Consider the following 16149-nt stretch of genomic DNA (forward strand, 5'->3'; position numbering starts at 1 on the left):
TTTCAGCCACCACTCCCGACACGGTTGGCCCGCGCCAGCAGGAACATCAGGTACGGCGCTCCGACCACGCCGGTCACCACACCGACCGGCAACTGCGTCTCTCCGAATGCGTGCTGCGCGACCAGATCCGACAGCCCGACCACGAGCGCCCCGAGCAGGCCGGACGTGATCATCGCCGGCCCCGGCGACCGGGTCAGCCGGCGCGCGATCGGCGGCGCGACGAACGCCACGAACCCGATCGGCCCGGCCGCCGCCGTCGCCACCGCGGCCAGCAGTACGGCGACCACGATCAACCCGAGCCGCGCCACCTCGACCCGCAGCCCGAGCCCGTACGCCGTCTCGTCGCCGAGCTGCAGGATCCGCAGCTGCCGCACGAGTAGTGCCATCACCGGAAGCAGGACGACGAAGGTGATCGCCAGCGACCGTACGTTCGACCAGTCCCGCCCGTTCAGGCTCCCGGTCAGCCAGATCAGGGCCTGCTGCGCGATCTCCACCCGAGCCTTGGTCAGCAGGTACGACGTGATGCTCGTGGCGATCGCGCCGATGCCGATCCCGATCAGGATCAGCCGGTAACTCGACACCCCGTGCCGCCACGCCAGCACGTACATGATGAAAGCGGTCAGCACCGCGCCGACGATCGCGAACGCCGACACCGCGACCCCGGTCAGCCCGAGGGTGATGATCGCGAACACGGCGAACGCGCTGGCGCCGTACGTCACGCCGATGATGTCCGGGCTCGCCAACGGGTTGCGGGCGATGCTCTGGAAGATCGCTCCCGACAGGCCCAACGCCGTACCGACCAGCAGCCCGGTGAGTGCCCTGGGCAACCGCAGCCGGTTGACGATGAACTCGGTCGCCCGGTCGCCGCCGCCGAACAGGGTCTTCACCACGTCGATCACCGGGATCTTGAAATCACCCAGCGACAGCGAGACGCAGAAGGTCGCGAACACCACAACCGCGAGGACGGCGATGACGACCAGCGAACGGGCCTGCCGGGCCGCGCGCGCCCGAGCGATGACCTGGACCGCTTCGCCGGTCATGGGGCCTCCCGTCCTGGACTGAGGAGCGGAGGGAGCGAAGCGACCGGAGCGACGAGGGAAGGACGGGAGTTACAGCCCCATGACCCGCCGCGACGGAGTCGCGGCATCAGTACGGTCACAGGTCTGCCAGCTTTCGGCGTCGTACCAGGACGATGAAGAATGGAGCGCCCAGCACTGCGGTGACGATGCCGACCTGCAGTTCACCGGGCAGCGCCACGACACGGCCGATCACGTCGGACCCGAGCAGCAGGATCGGCGCGAGCAGCATCGAGTACGGCAGGATCCACCGGTAGTCCGGTCCGGTCACCAGCCGCGCCACATGCGGGATGGTCAACCCGATGAACCCGATCGGCCCAGCCGCCGCGGTCGCCGCACCACAGAGCAGCACGACGACCACAGCGACGAAGACGCGGGCGAGTCCCACCCGCTGACCGAGTGACTTGGCCACGTCATCCCCCAGCGACAACGCGTTCAGCACTCGCCCGCAGAACATGGCAAGCACCATCCCGACCAGGATGAACGGCGCCACCTGTTTCGCGATGTCGGGGCCGCGGCCGGCGAACGATCCCACCGACCAGAACCGGAACTGGTCGAAGGTGTCGACGTCACCGATCAGCAAGGCCGTCGTCAGCGACCCGAGCATCGCGGTCAGCGCCGCACCGGCGAGCGCGAGTTTCACCGGCGTCGCGCCCTCGCGTCCCATCGAACCGAGCAGGTAGACGGCGACCGACGCCGCGGCCGCGCCCAGAAACGCAAGCCAGACGTACGACGTCAACGACGACAACCCGAACCAGTAGATGCCCCCGACAACGAACAGCGCCGCACCGCCGTTCACACCGAGGATGCCCGGATCGGCCAGCGGGTTCCGGGTCACGCCCTGCATCAGGGCCCCGGACAGACCGAGCGCGGCGCCGACCATCAGGCCGATCAGCGTCCGCGGCACACGCAGTGACCGGACGATCACGTGATCGGTGTCGGACTCGTTGTAGTGGCGGAGGGCATCGATCACCGTGGACAACGGGATCTGCTTGGACCCGATCGCGATGCTGAGCAGCGACACCAGGACCAGCAGGACGACGCAACCGACCAACCCGAGGACGAGCGTGGTCCGCCGGGTTCGGCGCGGGCGCGACGGGACAGCGGTCTCCGGGCCGGCTTCGACCATGGCACTGGGCGGGGGCATTGGACTTTCGGGATCCTCTTAGGTAAGGCTAACCTCTAGATGCCTCAGAATAACCCGGCCGCCCTCGGGTCCGCATCTGAGCCTCCCCTGCCAGAGTTTATGGAGAAACCAGCGCATGACGACTGTGCTCGAGCGATCGATCGTTTTCGACTCGCTCCTGGCCACCGTGGCGGCCGTTGAGGACCTGAGCCCGCACCTGCGCCGCGTGACGTTCGTCGCACCGCGGATCGCGGAGGCGGTCACCGCCGGACCGGACCAGCGGATCAAGATCCTGCTCGCCCCGCCCAACGGCAGTGCGATCAGACTGCCGTCTGGACCCGAGTGGTACACCGAGTGGTGCGCCCAGCCGGTGGAAGAGCGCTTCATCATGCGGACCTACACCGTGCGAGCACTCCGGCCGGAGGTGGCCGAACTGGACGTCGAGTTCGTCCTGCACGGAGTAAACGGACCTGCATCAGCGTGGGTGAGTGAAGCCGAGCTGGGCGACCAGGTGGGCCTGCTGTTGCCGTTCGCGGTCGACACGACCAGCACCAAGGGCCTCCTGCACTCTGGCGTCGACTACGTCCCGCCGGCGACCAGCGTGCGCCGGATCCTCGTAGCGGACGAGACGGCATTGCCGGCACTGGCCGGGATCCTGGAGGAGCTGCCGGCCGCAGTACAGGCCGCGGTGTTCGTCGCCGTACCGGATGCTGCTGACGTGCGGCCGCTGGCCAGCTCGGCTGAGGTCACATGGGTGACTGACGGCTCGTTGGTGGACGCGGTGAAGTCAGGAGCGCTGCCGTTCGACCCTGACTACGCGTGGGTCGCAGGCGAGTCGTCGATGATCAAAGAGGTACGTCGCCACCTCGTGAACGCCGTCGGGATGCCGAAGTCGGCGATCTCGTTCCAGGGCTACTGGAAGCGCGGCGAGGCGCACTGCTGATGCGCTAGGACGGGTTCTCCGCGTGGGTCAGCGTCTCCCACGCGACGAACAGGTTGTTGGAGCCCGCCGGCCGCCGGGACTCGGTCAGCGCCTGGGTGTTCGCCATCGCGATCCCGAGCCGCGTGTGCAGCGCGTTGTAACCGACCTCGGTGATCGGTCCGAGCCCGCGCTTGAGCGTGCCCTTGCAGAGCCACGACGGCACCGGCTCCAGGTTGCGCTCCCACTTGGACTGGAAACCGAGCGCCTGACGGAGCCGCTCACCGAACTCGGGGTACATGTCGATGCCCTGGATCCGCGCCGTCTCCAGCACGTGTGAGATCGACGAGATGCCGTAGCCGGTGTGAGTGAAGTCGCGGCAGGTCTCCTGAGTCAAGCCTGTCACGAACGTTCCCTGGCCCTGCCAGTAGCTGACGATCTTGTCGCGGGTGTTGAGGTTCTGGCTCGGCACGGTCTTCGGCAGCGCGCCGTCGGACTCCAGGTACACGTACGCCGGTACGCGCAGCCGGTAGAGCGCGATCGCCTTGTCGTAGATCGCCTTGTCCTCGAGGAACACCCCGATGCCCTGCAGCGCCTCGATCATGCTCAACTCCCAGTTCCCGTTGGAGTTCGAGCCGTTGATGATCTCCGGGACGTAGACGTTGCGGAGCATGGTGGCGAAGCGGCCGGAGTTCGGCCAGTTGCCGTACACATGCTTGATGATCTCCGCGGCCTTCGGCCACGAGGACGCGGACCAGGCGGTCTGCAGCGGCGCATTGCTGTTGGTGTGGTCCTGGATGGTCGCCGACCACGCATCCATCAGCTGGATGGACTTCTGGGCGTAGCGGTCGTCGCGGGTGAGGTACCAGAGCAGTGCGTCGGTGTACGCCGCGATGGCGTCCTCACGTTCGTCGGTGCAGCCGTAGTTCGGGTTCGAGTACGGACCGCACTCCACGACCGCGCGTGGTTTCGGCGTACGGGACAGGGAGGCGTACGCACTGTTCTTCGCCTGGTTGAAGGCGTCGGTCCACGGCTGCGCGCCGGCCTGCACCTTGGCACGAACGAAGTCGAGCTGAGCCTGACTCGACCCGACACCGGGATGGGTGAACGTCGCAGGCGCGCCGACCGATTGCGACGAGGCGGCTGCCGGACTGCTGAGGGTCCCGGCAACCAGCGCGGCACAGGCGGCGGCCAGGACGAAGGGCATCTTTCGCATGGGCGGTGTCCTGTCTTCGGGGGCGGTAGGACAGCGGTTTCCACCGCAGTTTCACGACGCCCGATGCCACGGTCAAGACCTCGCCGGTACCGGAACTTCCCTGGAACAGAGGGCTCTTCTGTCCCATTTCCCGTGGAACAAAAGGCGTTCCCGTCCCACTAGTGACCGAGCTGGCTGGTGATGCGGTCGACGACGATGCTCGTCGCGTAGCGCGTCGTACCCGGCGGCTCGACATCCGACCAGCTGCCGGTGTACTTCCGCGCGATCGCCTGCTCCAGCGCGAACTCCGGATCGGCGACCAAGTCGTCGATCCGGCCGCGCAGCTCGATGTAGTACGTCGGCTGCGCCGGATCGACGACCACCACCGAGATCGCCGGGTTCCGCTGCAGGTTGCGCAGCTTCTGCCGCCCGTCCACCAGGCTGATGCGCACCCGCTCGCCGTCCCACAGGAACCACAGCGGCGTCACCTGAGGTTCGCCGCGCTTGCCGATCGTCCCCACCAGCGCGATCGCCGTCGAGGTCAGCAGGTCATGAAACTCACCAGGAATCTCCACGGTGGCGAGAATAGGCTCAGCTGAGGGCGAGCTCACCCGCATGGATGCCTGCGGCGTCGAGGAGCGCGGCCGCGGTGGTCGCACCGATGCCGCCGAGCGGCTGCGCGCGGACGACGGCACGAGCGGCCGCGCCGTCGAAGATCATCGTGAGCTGGACGGCCAGCGTGGACGGATCCTCCGCGTCGGCCTTCACCAGTTCGCGGTGGAAGAAGTCGGTGAGCTGCTGCTTGAAGTGCCGCGCCACCACGGACCCCGGGTGCTCGGGGTTCTTCAGCTCCACCGCCGTACTCACATAAGGGCAGCCGAGGTAGTTGCCCGCCGCAACCATGGCGTCCTGCCGGTCGAACACGGTGAGGATCCGCTCCCGCGGCGCGCGGTCGTCCTCGGCGCCCGGGTGCAGCAACGTCTGGTACGCCGGACCGCGGCTGGCCAGGCTTTCCGCGATCAGCTCGTCCTTCGACCGGAACAGCTGGTACATGGACTTCTTCGACACCCCCGCCGCCTTGCAGAGCGCGTCCACGCCGATGTTGACGCCGTCGCGATAGAAGAGTTCGCCCGCGGCGTCCAGAAGCCGCTCACGGGGAGTTGCGGAAGTGCTCATGCATTGAAGGGTACCGGCTGGATTTGAATTCGGAAACCGATCGGTTTACGGTGGCTGAAACAGATCGGTTTCCATCCTCAGGAGTTTCAGATGACCACACTCGAAGGCGCCGTTGTCCTCGTCACCGGCGGGCAGCGCGGGATCGGCAAGGCGATCGTCGACGACCTGCTCACCCGCGGCGCGGCCAAGGTCTACGCGACCGCCCGCAGTCCCCGCCCGAGCACCGACCCACGCGTCGTACCGCTGCCGCTCGAGGTCACCGACCAGGCCTCGATCGACGCACTGGCCGCGGCCGCGCCGGATGTCACCGTGCTGATCAACAACGCCGGCGCGAGCTCGCCGGACACCTACCTCGACGCCCCGATCGAGGACGTCCGCGCGGTCTTCGAGGCGAACTTCTTCGGCCCGCTCCAGCTCACCCGGGCGTTCGTCCCGATCATCGAGCGCAACGGCGGCGGCCATCTCCTGAACGCCCACTCGGCCCTGTCCTGGGTCGCCCGGCACGGCGCGTACTCCGCGACCAAGGCCGCGTTCTGGCTGCAGACCAACGCGATCCGGCTCGAACTGCTGAACCGCGGCATCGGAGTCACCGGCCTGCACATGGGGTACGTCGACACCGACATGGTGACCGCCGTGACCGCACCGAAGTCCCGCCCCGAGGACATCGCCAAGCAAGCCCTCGACGGCATCGAGTCCGGCGCGTACGAGGTCCTCGCCGACGACACCGCCCGCGGCGCGAAGGCCGCCATGGCCCTCGACCTGACCGCCGTCTATCCCGAGCTAGCCGGCTGACACGTAGACGTCGCGGTCGCGGGTGTACTCCATGGCTCCCGCGATTCCGTCGGCCACGTCAGCGCCGAGCTCGCGCTCGACGACGTACAGCGCCAGATCGATCCCCGAGGTGACGCCGCCCGCGGTGACGAGCGTGCCGTCGTCGACGACGCGGTTCTTCTTCAGCTCGGCGCCGAACTCCTCCAGCTCGGCCCACGCACCGCGGTTCGTCGTGGCCGGCCGGCCCTTCACCAGGCCGGCCTCGGCGAGCAGCATCGAGCCGGTGCACACCGCGCCGATCCACTGCAGCGACGGCGCCAACTCGGCGATCCGCGCCGGCATCACGCCACGCCGCGCCTCGGCCCACGCACCCGTCTCCGCACGGTTCATCCAGCCACCACCCGGTACGAACAGCGCATCCGGCTGCCCGAGACCCTCAGGTGCCTTGAACTGCAGCCCGTGCAGCCCGGTGACCTCGGCCGGCCCGTCCAGCCCGACCAGCGCCATGTCGAACCCAGGCCGCCTCGACGCGTGACTCCACACCTCGAACGGCCCCATCACGTCCATCTCGTCCACACCGTCGAACACCAGAATCTCGATCCGCATACCTCCACCCAACTGGGATGCGGGGACTGGAGCCAGTGGCCACGAGGCCGTGGTTCGCAAGATTCTGGCCACCTCTCGGCGCACGGTTGGCACCGCTGAGCGCTTGCCGCTCGCACCAGGGTCATCAGGCCGCTACATCTGGTGGAGAGACATCCCGCCGCCCCTGGAGGTCCACCGTGAGACGTCCTGCCGCTGTTGTCCTGACTCTGCTCGCCGCATCCCTTGTCGTCCTACCGACACCCGCCAGTGCTGCCACTGCGTGTGATGCCGCAGCCGCCGGATTCACACCCGTCCTGCAACTGGATCTGCCCGAACGCGCCAATTACCTGAACACCACACCGCCTTACAGCCTCGACCGGACCGCCGAGATCGGGCCCAACTTCGACCGTGTCGGTTACTGCCTGGAACTCGACGGGCAGTGGGTGTGGACGGCGATGGAACCGTTCAGCACCGACGCCCGGCGGATCGGTCTGCCGACCCGGCCGGGCGAGATCGTGCGCCAACGCGTCGGCGATCTCGACGTGCGATCCAACGTGCCCGGCGTGACCGAGGGCACAGGTCAGTCCGGCTACCTGGAGATGTGGCCGAACCAGTACGCGAAGACGGCTAGTGCCCAAGTGGCGAACGCGTCGGCGGCTACGTACGACGCCGACGACAGCCCGACCACGACCCTCGGCTACGGCTCGTTCCAGGTCTCGCAGGTCGGGCCGACGCGGCCGTCGACCGTGCCCGCGAAGCCGGTGTTCGCGATCAACACCTTCACCCAGTCGGACACCAGTCTGCTGTCGCTCGGCATCGGCGCGAGGCCCACCGCCGATCCGGACTGGACGTTCGCCGACAACGCAGCTCAGTACACCCAGCGTCGGCTGACGGCGTACGTGCGCACTTCGATCGTCACCCTGACCGAGTCACCTCAAGACCGTCAGCTGATTCCCCGGGACGCGTCCGGCGGCGCGGCAGTGCCCGTCGCCGGCCGGATCACCGATCCAAGGGTGAAGAGCGTGCAGCTGAAGGTGATCGGCAACGGCAAGACCGACGTCTACACGTCGGCATCGAGGCAGTTCCGTTTCACGCCGCGGATCACGGCGGGGCTGCACGAGTACACGTTCGAACTGCTGGCGCTCGGCCGGGTGGTGGCTCGCCGTGACGGCATCGTGTCCGGTGATGCGTACGTCGTCCAAGGGCAGTCGAACGCCGAAGCGTCGATGTACAACGGCGCCGCGAGTGGCGAGGAATCGCCGTACCTGCGCAGTTTCGGCAGTCCGGTCTCCGATCCGACGATCTCCGCCGCGGACCGCGTCTGGGGCTACGCGACCGGTGACGTGTCCCGGCAGTCGGGCTCGGTCGGGCAATGGGCGATCCGAATGGGCAGGCAGCTCGTCGACAAGTACAAGGTCCCGATCGCACTCATCAACGGCGCGCACGGCGGTCAGCCGATCAGCTTCTTCCAGCGCAACGACGCGAACCCGGACGACATCGCCACCAACTACGGCCGGCTTCGGCAGCGCCTGGTGGCCGCCGGCATCATGGGCCACCTCCGCGGCGTTCTCTGGTACCAGGGCGAATCCGACAACGACAACGCGGCCGTGCACGTCAGCGGCTTCACGTCGCTCCTGCAGGACTGGCGCTCCGACTTCGGCACGACACCGAAGTACTACGTCTACCAAGTCCGTACGTCGCCCTGCGGCAACTCAACCAGCACGAGTCTCCGCGAAGCACAGCGTGAGATGGGTGACACGCTCGGCGTCACCGTGCTGTCGACCACAGGGCTGTCAGGCCACGACGGCTGCCACTACGCATACGCCGGTGGATACCGCGACATGGGTGACCACGCGTACGCCGTACTGGCCCGCGACCTGTACGGCGGGCCGTCCGCCGGTGTGGCTCCGCCGAACCCGCGCAGCGTCACGGCCAGTGGCTTACAGCTAACAGTCCAGCTGCGATCGACCGATCCACTTACTGTGGAGGAAGGCGTTGCTGCTGACTTCCGAGTGGATGGGTGCTGCGGTCACGGTGACATCTGTCGCCTACCAACCGGGCAAGCTGGTACTACAGCTGTCCGGTCCGCCAACCGGAGCGACTGCCCTCACCTACCAGGCTCATCTGCGTGCGGGCCCGTGGATCACGAACGCCATCGGAACAGGTCTGCTGACCTTCACCCTTCCGATCAGGATTGATTGGTCTGGTGTCGACGTACCGTAGAAGGCATGTCAGTGACAGGGGGGCCGCCTTCCACCCACGAAGAGGAGGTGGAAGAGCGGGTCGGGCTATATCGGCTGATCCGACGGCTCGGACAGGGCGGCATGGGTGTCGTCTACCTGGCCGAGGGACCCGAGCACCAAGAGGTTGCGCTGAAGGTGCTGCGGTCGCACGTGGCGCACGACCCGATCGCGCGGGCACGGTTGCAGCGCGAAGCGACCACGCTGCAGAAGGTGAACCACCCCGGTGTGGCCGGCATCCTCGACCACGACCTGGAGGGCGAGCGGCCGTACCTGGTGACCCGCTTCGTTCCTGGCCGCCCACTGGACGAACAGGTGGACGAGCGAGGGCCGCTGACCCCGCGCAAGTGGCTCCCACTGGCCGGCTGCCTCGCAGAGTCGCTCCAGGCGATCCACGCCGCCGGAGTGATCCACCGCGACCTCAAGCCCGGCAACGTGATGATGTGCAACGGCAAGCCGGTGATGATCGACTTCGGCATCGCACAGGCCGCCGACGACCTGCGACTCACCCAGACCGGTCTGGTGATCGGTACGCCGGGCTACCTGGCACCTGAGCTCATCGAGGGCGAGATGGTGTCGCAGTCCGCGGACTGGTGGGGCTGGGCGGCCACTGCGGCCTTCGCCGCGACCGGACGCCGGCCGTTCGGCAAGGGACCGTTCGAGGCGGTGCTGGCGCGGGTGCACTCGGGACAGGCCGACCTGGACGGGCTGGACCCGCGACTGAAGTCGCTGCTCGCCGCGGCGCTCTCACCCAACAAGGCCGACCGGCCGACGCAGGAAGAGATCATGACCGGCCTCAGCCGGTACGCCGAGGGTCGCGACGCGCTCCCGCCACGTGAAGCTCAGACCGTGGCCGCCGTACCGCCGACCAAGTTGGTGACGAGGCTCATGCCGACGGAGGAGCCCCCGGTCGAGGAGCCGACGGGTCCGACGCCGACCCAGGTGGCGCAACTGGTTCCGCCGGTGATTCCGCCGCTGTCCGCATTCGCTCCGATGCGCGACAAGATCCGCGACGCGGCCACGAAGAAGCCGGTCGCCGAGGCACCTCCTGTCTACAACCCGTATGCGCCTGCGCCGTACCAAAGCGCGCCGCCGTACCAGAGTGGTCCTCCGGCGCCTTACCAGCAGCCTGCTCAGCCGGTGCCTGTCCCAGCTCAACCCGCTCAACCGGTCAAGTCTCCACCGACTGGTCGGCGTACTGCGGTCGTCGTCGGCTTCATGCTCGCGCTCACCGGACTGGTCGCCCTGACTCCGGGGCTCGGCACAGTAGTGGCAATCCTGCTGCTGGTCCTCGCCCGGACGGTCGACCGCTCGAGTACGGCGCTCATGCGGCGCCGTCAGGTCCGCGGCCGGTCCGGGAAGTCGGACGGCGTTATTGCGTTGGCCGCCAGCCCCGTACAGCTAGCCACTGCCGTCCTGATCACGCTGCCGTGCCTGATCCTGCCGCTGCTCACGGCGGTGGTTGTCGGCGGCATCGTCACCGGCGTCGCCGCGTCGACGTACGGGCTCGAGTGGCGGCCGCTTTCGGCCGTCGGCTTCGGTACGGCGGCACTGACCGCGCTGTTCTGCTGCTGGTGGGGGCCTGGTGGCAGCTCGCTGCGCCGCGGTGCGCACATCGCAGCACGCAACACGTTCCGGCCGCACTGGTTCTCCGGCCTGATGGCCGTCGTACTGCTGGCGATCGGCGGCGTGACGTTCTACCTGGCCACGCAGGGCGAGGGAGCCGGCTGGGCGCGCAGTCCGATCCAGACGCCGAACATCGAGCGCCCGACGCTCGGCGACCTGCGCAACGCGCCGTTCATCCGGGACCTCCCCATCATCGGCAACTGACGACGGGGAGATCCTCGGCTCGTCTCAGAGCTGGACGATCTGGCTGCGCTCCGGACCCACGCCGATGGCGGAGATCCGGGCGCCGCTGAGGGACTCGACGGCGCGGACGTACGACTGCGCCTCCTTCGGCAGGTCCTCGAAGGTACGGCAGCCGGTGATGTCGTCCGACCAGCCGTCGAACTCTTCGTAGACCGGCACCGCGTGATGGAAGTCGGTCTGGGTCATCGGCATCTCGTCGTGCCGGACGCCGTTCACGTCGTACGCGACGCAGACCGGGATCCGCTCGCGACCGGTGAGCGTGTCGAGCTTGGTGAGGACGAAGTCCGAGACGCCGTTCACGCGGGCGGCGTACCGGGCGATGACCGCGTCGTACCAGCCACACCGACGTGGGCGGCCGGTCGTCGTACCGAACTCGAAGCCCTGCTGCCGCAGCCACTCGCCGTCCGCGTCCAGGAGTTCGGTCGGGAACGGACCCTCGCCGACACGGGTGGTGTACGCCTTCACGACGGCCATCACACGGTCGATCCGGGTCGGCGGGATGCCGGTGCCGGTGCAGGCGCCCGCGGAGATCGCGTTCGAGGAGGTGACGAACGGGTACGTGCCGTGGTCGACGTCGAGCAGCGTGGCCTGACCGGCCTCCATCAGCACGGTCTTGCCGTCGTCGAGCGCCTTGTTCAGCAGCAGGCTGGTGTCGGCGACCATCGGCTTCAGGCGGTCGGCGTACCCGAGGAGCTCGTCGAGGACCTCGCGGATCTCGACCGCGCGCCGGTTGTACACCTTCACCAGCAGCTGGTTCTTCTGCTCCAGCGCACCGGTGACCTTCTGCTCGAGGATCTTCTCGTCGTACAGGTCCTGGATCCGGATCCCGATCCGGTTCATCTTGTCGGCGTACGTCGGACCGATGCCACGGCCCGTCGTACCGATCCGGCGGCTGCCGAGGAACCGCTCGGTGACCTTGTCGAGGGTCCGGTTGTACGGCGGGATCACGTGCGCGCTCGCACTGACCACCAGCCGGGAGGTGTCCACTCCGCGCGCCTGCAGCGCGTCGAGCTCCTCGAACAGCACGCTGAGGTCGACCACGACCCCGTTGCCGATCACCGGGGTGACGCCCGGTGTGAGGATGCCGCTCGGGAGCAGGTGCAGCGCGTACTTCTCGGACCCGATCACGACCGTGTGGCCGGCGTTGTTACCGCCGTTGAACTTCACCACGTAGTCGATGACCTCGCCCGTGTTGCCGAGCAGATCGGTCGCCTTGCCTTTGCCCTCATCGCCCCACTGGGCGCCGACGAGCACGATTGCGGGCATCTCAGCCCTCCTGTGCTTTGAAACGGTGAAGCCCGGAGACGTTCACCGGACCTTCATCCGGCAACGCATCCAGGCTCTTGCGACCAAAGCCTACCGGACCGGAGCTCACTCGTTTCGGGCTTGTCCACAACCCTCCAGCGATCGTTTCAAGTCGCTGTTCCATCAGGTGACGGGTTGCCATTTTCCGTGATCGCGTGCACACTCTTAGTCAGCGGCCCGCCGAAACTGCCGCAGGGGACGGTTCCGGCGGGCCGCTTCCTTATGCACTCACTTCGCGCCGGCCGCCAGCCACTCGTTGACCCGCCGCTCGGCCTCCTCGCGGGAGACGTCCTCGACCCGGGTCATGATCGCCCAGCGGTGCCCGAACGGGTCGATGACGGTGCCGAACCGGTCGCCGGTCACGAAGGTCTGCACCTCTTCCACGGACTTCGCGCCCGCCTCGATCGCCTTGGCGTACGTCGCGTCCACGTCCGGCACGTAGTGCACCAGCGAGGAGTGCACCCAGTCGCCGGCGGGCGCGCGCAGCCCGATCTGCGGCATCTCGTCACTCATCTGGAGCATCGAGTTGCCGAACTTCAGCTCCGCGTGCGCGACCTTTCCGTCCGGCATGTCCTGCCGGCTGATCACCTCGGCGCCGAACACCGACGTGTAGAACTCGATCGCCTTCGGCCCGTCCGCGACGGCGAGGAACGGCGTCAGCGAGTGATAACTGTCGGGGATGGGGTTTACGGTGTTCGTCGTCATGACTCACAGTCAATCTGCTGAGCCCCGAACGGTCTTGTAAGAAAGCGACAGCCGGCGTTGACCGATCCATCCAGCAGCGAGAAGGGGATCCTGCATCCCCGCGAGCAGGCCCGGCACCGCTCGCTGAACCGGCTTACCGCGGGGCCGGAGGCGGGGCGGTTCGTGGAGTGGTACTGGATCGTCGAGTGGGATCTCGACGAGCCGTACACGGCCGAGGTGCTGCCGTTCCCGGCGGTGAACGTGACGTTCGAGCAGCCGGGTGGCGCCTTCGTGAACGGCGTCTGCACCCGCAAGTTCGAGCGCGAACTCCGCGGGCGCGGGCGCGCGTTCGGCGTGAAGTTCTGGGCCGGTGGCTTCGGCGCGATCACCGGTCTCGACGTCGGCTCGTTCCGCGACGAGGTGCTGCCGCTGACCGAGGTGTTCCCCGACGGCGATCGGCTCGCGGACCTGGTCTTCGAGGCGGAGTCCGACGTACGGCGGCGCGCGGTGTTCGAGGCGTTCCTGCGCGATCACCTGGCTCCGCCCGATCCGTCGTACGAGCTGGTCCGGGAGATCGTGTCGACGATGGCCGCCGACCGCTCGGTGGCCCGCGTCGACGAGATCACCGAGCGTTTCGGCGTACCGATCCGCACGCTGCAGCGGCTCTTCCGGAGGTACGTCGGCGTGGGTCCGAAGTGGGTGCTGCGGCGCTATCGGCTGCACGACGGCGCGGAACTGCTCGCCCAGGGCGAAGTCGCCGAGCTCGCGGAACTGTCCGCATCCCTCGGCTACTTCGACCAGGCTCATTTCTCCAAGGAGTTCAAGCAGCAGATCGGGCTGACGCCGGCCGAGTACGCGGCACGCGCCGCGGCCGAACGCCAGATCACCTACCGCTGAACTTCACCGTCACTCGCGGAAGCGCTGAATCAGCGCATCGACCGAGTCAGTCTGTGAGTGAGATGACCGCGAGACATCAAGCAGAAGCCAGTACTCGGCTGGCGCGCCTTCGCCGCTCCGAAGACGACTCATCCGAACGAGCGAATTCTCAACACTAGGTAAGTCAAATGCGATACCTCTGCGGGATGGCAACTCGAATCCCTTGACCGAACTGTCATCGACAATAATCAGAGCATCAGACTGATCACCACCCGCAAAGCGTTGGTCTGAAATAGACCCAACGCTAGGCGCGACCGATTCAAGTTCGGCGATGAGAAGATCTCGAGTTTGAGTCCGGGATGTGAATACTACGACCGGGTCATCGACGCTCGCCCGCAGATCTCGACTGAGTGCGGTCACTAGCGCTTCGAGTCGCGCGTCGGACTCTGTTGCTTCAATGAGGTCGACGAGACGTTCCATCATCGCAACTGCCGCAACGAGTCTGGCCCGATCACCTGCATCCTGTCGTTCAATCTGACGATCATCACGCGGACCTACACTGCCATGAAGGAGTGCATTGCGAATCGGCATGGCCTCATGCAACGCATGCAGAGAGGCAGCCTGAAGCGCATAGAGACTTGAATACGCAGCACTATCGATCTGAGACACGATCTCATCGAGAACCCCCCGTCCTAGGTCATCGATTGCGCGAACCAAGTCGAAGACCTCTTCTTCTTGTTCGCTTCGCCCGAACGGCACCACATGCAATCGCGGAAAGATCTTCGACCGCGTACCGGGATAGGAGTAGAGAACACCCGACCAGTCAATAACGCCCCAGTCGGACGACTCAAACTCTGGAGGCAAGGCGCGCGTTATCACCAAGGTTCGCAGCGAGTGCGTTAATGTGAATTCTAAGACAATATCGGCATGAGAGGCGACGAATTGCTCATCGTCGAAAACGATGATGTCCCAAACTACGTTCGCAAGAGTTGCGCGCACCCATGGGTCGCGAAAGTCAGCAGACGTGGCGACCGCTACAGAAGCCGCCCGCATTTCAGATGGCGCAGCGACTTCACTCGGGTGAGAGCGCAGTCGGCGCTTCTGCAGTGAGACGGTTTTCAACTGGCGGTCTATTGCCCTCGCTTCAAACTGGTCCCCAAGCATCTTAAGAGGGGCGATATATAGACAATTCGCCGCTGGCTCATCCTGGACGATCTGAAGTAGCAGCGACAAGACCGCAGCGGTTTTGCCTGATCCGGTTGGCGCGCTCAGCACAGCCCTGACTCCTGCTGGGCGAACTACCTCAGCGAGCTCTTGCTGATACGGCTGCAGCCTCGCCACCTCACTCCGCTCGATGCTCACAGTGTTGCTCCACTTCCGCGCAACTTGCGAAGCAGCCAACTCCGCGCACCCGCAATCCTCTGGCGTTCTTCATCGGAGAGATCACGTTTAAAATGAGACACGACGTTTCGCAGATTACCCAGCTGCGAAAATCGGGTGGTGAATATCTCTCGCCGAGGCCCCAACAGCGGCGCGAATGCTGAGAAGTTGTGCTTATTCCCGATCACGTCTATGATCTCACTGAGCGTCATAGCTTCAACTGTCGCCGGCAATTCTTGCTCTCTGCCGGCGTAACGGATTCTGAGCACGCGATTAACGCACTCTTCTAATTCGGCTGGCGCCAGCGCATATTTGACAACAGCTCGTAGACAACGCTCAATCTCGCCAAGCTGCACGAACGGTTCGGTGAGTCCTTCGAGATATTTCCGAACATCAGCAGGTGTAAGGATCGCCTGCAGATCGTTCTGCGATCCGATCAACACTGCGTCGTCACTGTCAAGCGACGCATACAGCGATGACAGCTCAGCATCAGAATGTGCGATATGCAATTGCTCCAGAAACTCCTCAACAGGCATATCTTTCAGGGGAGTCCGCCAGGGGTTATCCACAGCGATCACGGCGAACGACCGGAACGAGAAGGATCCAAGTACCTCACCGGACCTTACAACTGGTAGCTGCGAGTACCCATGCGCGAGCATGATTTCGATTGCTTCACCGCACGTACTGTCAGGATCGATTGATCGGACAATCTGCTCGTCAAGCAGCACGTTGTTCGCGCGATGGAAGACTTCTTCCAACGCGATCCGATGACCAATCTCATTCATCTCGACTACATCGCCGCCTTCGGGTGCTGCTTCTTGCGCTGATCCGGCCTCGACATCGTCGCCTGGTGCCTTTTGCACCGTTTCCCTCCGCATTCGAACTGCGTACCTATGCGATGTAATCTAGCGCACGACAGCCTAGTTGCCACTCCCTCAGTCTGAATC

The 16149-nt window shown here is 66.1% G+C and carries 15 protein-coding genes; 5 read left to right on the forward strand and 10 right to left on the reverse strand.

Translation table 11 applies throughout. The features are described from left to right. Positions 1-2: 2 nt before the first annotated feature. Together EV649_RS35080 and EV649_RS35085 are read right to left on the reverse strand one after the other, a co-directional pair. Complete coding sequence (locus EV649_RS35080) at positions 3-1040, reverse strand: iron chelate uptake ABC transporter family permease subunit (protein ID WP_130387993.1); 1038 nt, start codon at positions 1038-1040, stop codon at positions 3-5. A 115-nt stretch (positions 1041-1155) separates the two neighbouring features. Beyond that, positions 1156-2223 carry an iron chelate uptake ABC transporter family permease subunit gene (locus tag EV649_RS35085; RefSeq protein WP_130387994.1) on the reverse strand — a complete coding sequence of 356 codons (1068 nt, stop codon included), beginning with the start codon at positions 2221-2223 and terminating at the stop codon, positions 1156-1158. A 115-nt stretch (positions 2224-2338) separates the two neighbouring features. Between EV649_RS35085 and EV649_RS35090 the strand changes: the two genes are divergently transcribed. After that, positions 2339-3145: a siderophore-interacting protein gene (locus tag EV649_RS35090; RefSeq protein WP_130387995.1), complete on the forward strand. Its 807-nt coding sequence runs from the start codon at positions 2339-2341 to the stop codon at positions 3143-3145. Between the two features lie 4 nt (positions 3146-3149). Here the strand turns inward: EV649_RS35090 and EV649_RS35095 are convergent, their stop codons facing one another. The 3 genes from EV649_RS35095 to EV649_RS35105 form a co-directional block, all read right to left on the reverse strand. Further along, on the reverse strand, positions 3150-4337 hold the full coding sequence (locus EV649_RS35095; protein ID WP_130387996.1) for an alginate lyase family protein: 1188 nt from the start codon (positions 4335-4337) through the stop codon (positions 3150-3152). A 158-nt stretch (positions 4338-4495) separates the two neighbouring features. After that, a complete protein-coding gene (locus tag EV649_RS35100; RefSeq protein WP_157996372.1) occupies positions 4496-4891 on the reverse strand; it encodes a PPOX class F420-dependent oxidoreductase in 396 nt (131 codons plus the stop codon). Positions 4892-4907: 16 nt separating this feature from the next. Next, positions 4908-5492, reverse strand: a complete 585-nt coding sequence (locus EV649_RS35105; protein ID WP_130387998.1) for a TetR/AcrR family transcriptional regulator — start codon at positions 5490-5492, stop codon at positions 4908-4910. A gap of 90 nt (positions 5493-5582) precedes the next feature. Between EV649_RS35105 and EV649_RS35110 the strand changes: the two genes are divergently transcribed. Next, positions 5583-6284, forward strand: a complete 702-nt coding sequence (locus EV649_RS35110) for an SDR family oxidoreductase (RefSeq protein WP_130387999.1) — start codon at positions 5583-5585, stop codon at positions 6282-6284. On the opposite strand, the gene EV649_RS35115 is transcribed toward EV649_RS35110, so the two are convergent. Then, positions 6273-6869, reverse strand: coding sequence for a DJ-1/PfpI family protein (locus tag EV649_RS35115; protein ID WP_130388000.1), 597 nt, complete (start codon positions 6867-6869; stop codon positions 6273-6275). The two genes, EV649_RS35110 and EV649_RS35115, sit on opposite strands and share 12 nt — an antisense overlap. 176 nt (positions 6870-7045) lie before the next feature. Between EV649_RS35115 and EV649_RS35120 the strand changes: the two genes are divergently transcribed. After that, complete coding sequence (locus EV649_RS35120; protein ID WP_157996373.1) at positions 7046-9046, forward strand: sialate O-acetylesterase; 2001 nt, start codon at positions 7046-7048, stop codon at positions 9044-9046. A gap of 30 nt (positions 9047-9076) precedes the next feature. Next, on the forward strand, positions 9077-10918 hold the full coding sequence (locus EV649_RS35125; protein ID WP_130388002.1) for a serine/threonine-protein kinase: 1842 nt from the start codon (positions 9077-9079) through the stop codon (positions 10916-10918). A 24-nt stretch (positions 10919-10942) separates the two neighbouring features. Here EV649_RS35125 and EV649_RS35130 read toward each other — a convergent pair whose 3' ends face one another. Further along, a complete protein-coding gene (locus tag EV649_RS35130) occupies positions 10943-12223 on the reverse strand; it encodes an adenylosuccinate synthase (protein ID WP_130388003.1) in 1281 nt (426 codons plus the stop codon). A gap of 267 nt (positions 12224-12490) precedes the next feature. Then, on the reverse strand, positions 12491-12967 hold the full coding sequence (locus EV649_RS35135; protein ID WP_130388004.1) for a VOC family protein: 477 nt from the start codon (positions 12965-12967) through the stop codon (positions 12491-12493). A gap of 57 nt (positions 12968-13024) precedes the next feature. Here EV649_RS35135 and EV649_RS35140 point away from each other — a divergent pair, with 57 nt between their 5' ends. Continuing rightward, entirely contained in the window at positions 13025-13843 is an 819-nt protein-coding gene (locus tag EV649_RS35140; RefSeq protein ID WP_130388005.1) for a helix-turn-helix transcriptional regulator, read from the forward strand. A 9-nt stretch (positions 13844-13852) separates the two neighbouring features. Here the strand turns inward: EV649_RS35140 and EV649_RS35145 are convergent, their stop codons facing one another. After that, entirely contained in the window at positions 13853-15184 is a 1332-nt protein-coding gene (locus EV649_RS35145; protein WP_157996374.1) for a DEAD/DEAH box helicase family protein, read from the reverse strand. Next, complete coding sequence (locus EV649_RS35150; RefSeq protein WP_130388007.1) at positions 15181-16080, reverse strand: CBS domain-containing protein; 900 nt, start codon at positions 16078-16080, stop codon at positions 15181-15183. Before EV649_RS35150 ends, EV649_RS35145 begins: the two co-directional genes overlap by 4 nt. Between the last annotated feature and the right edge of the window lie 69 nt (positions 16081-16149).

The sequence above is a fragment of the Kribbella sp. VKM Ac-2569 genome (assembly GCF_004216905.1).
GTDB lineage: Bacteria > Actinomycetota > Actinomycetes > Propionibacteriales > Kribbellaceae > Kribbella.

Coding starts and splice junctions, on each gene's coding strand:
- EV649_RS35080 (WP_130387993.1), bottom strand. CDS start 1,040: ATGACCGGCGAAGCGGTCCAGGTCATCGCTCGGGCGCGCGCGGCCCGG.
- EV649_RS35135 (WP_130388004.1), bottom strand. CDS start 12,967: ATGACGACGAACACCGTAAACCCCATCCCCGACAGTTATCACTCGCTG.
- EV649_RS35105 (WP_130387998.1), bottom strand. CDS start 5,492: ATGAGCACTTCCGCAACTCCCCGTGAGCGGCTTCTGGACGCCGCGGGC.
- EV649_RS35095 (WP_130387996.1), bottom strand. CDS start 4,337: ATGCGAAAGATGCCCTTCGTCCTGGCCGCCGCCTGTGCCGCGCTGGTT.
- EV649_RS35110 (WP_130387999.1), top strand. CDS start 5,583: ATGACCACACTCGAAGGCGCCGTTGTCCTCGTCACCGGCGGGCAGCGC.
- EV649_RS35090 (WP_130387995.1), top strand. CDS start 2,339: ATGACGACTGTGCTCGAGCGATCGATCGTTTTCGACTCGCTCCTGGCC.
- EV649_RS35130 (WP_130388003.1), bottom strand. CDS start 12,223: ATGCCCGCAATCGTGCTCGTCGGCGCCCAGTGGGGCGATGAGGGCAAA.
- EV649_RS35125 (WP_130388002.1), top strand. CDS start 9,077: ATGTCAGTGACAGGGGGGCCGCCTTCCACCCACGAAGAGGAGGTGGAA.
- EV649_RS35150 (WP_130388007.1), bottom strand. CDS start 16,080: ATGCGGAGGGAAACGGTGCAAAAGGCACCAGGCGACGATGTCGAGGCC.
- EV649_RS35085 (WP_130387994.1), bottom strand. CDS start 2,223: ATGCCCCCGCCCAGTGCCATGGTCGAAGCCGGCCCGGAGACCGCTGTC.
- EV649_RS35115 (WP_130388000.1), bottom strand. CDS start 6,869: ATGCGGATCGAGATTCTGGTGTTCGACGGTGTGGACGAGATGGACGTG.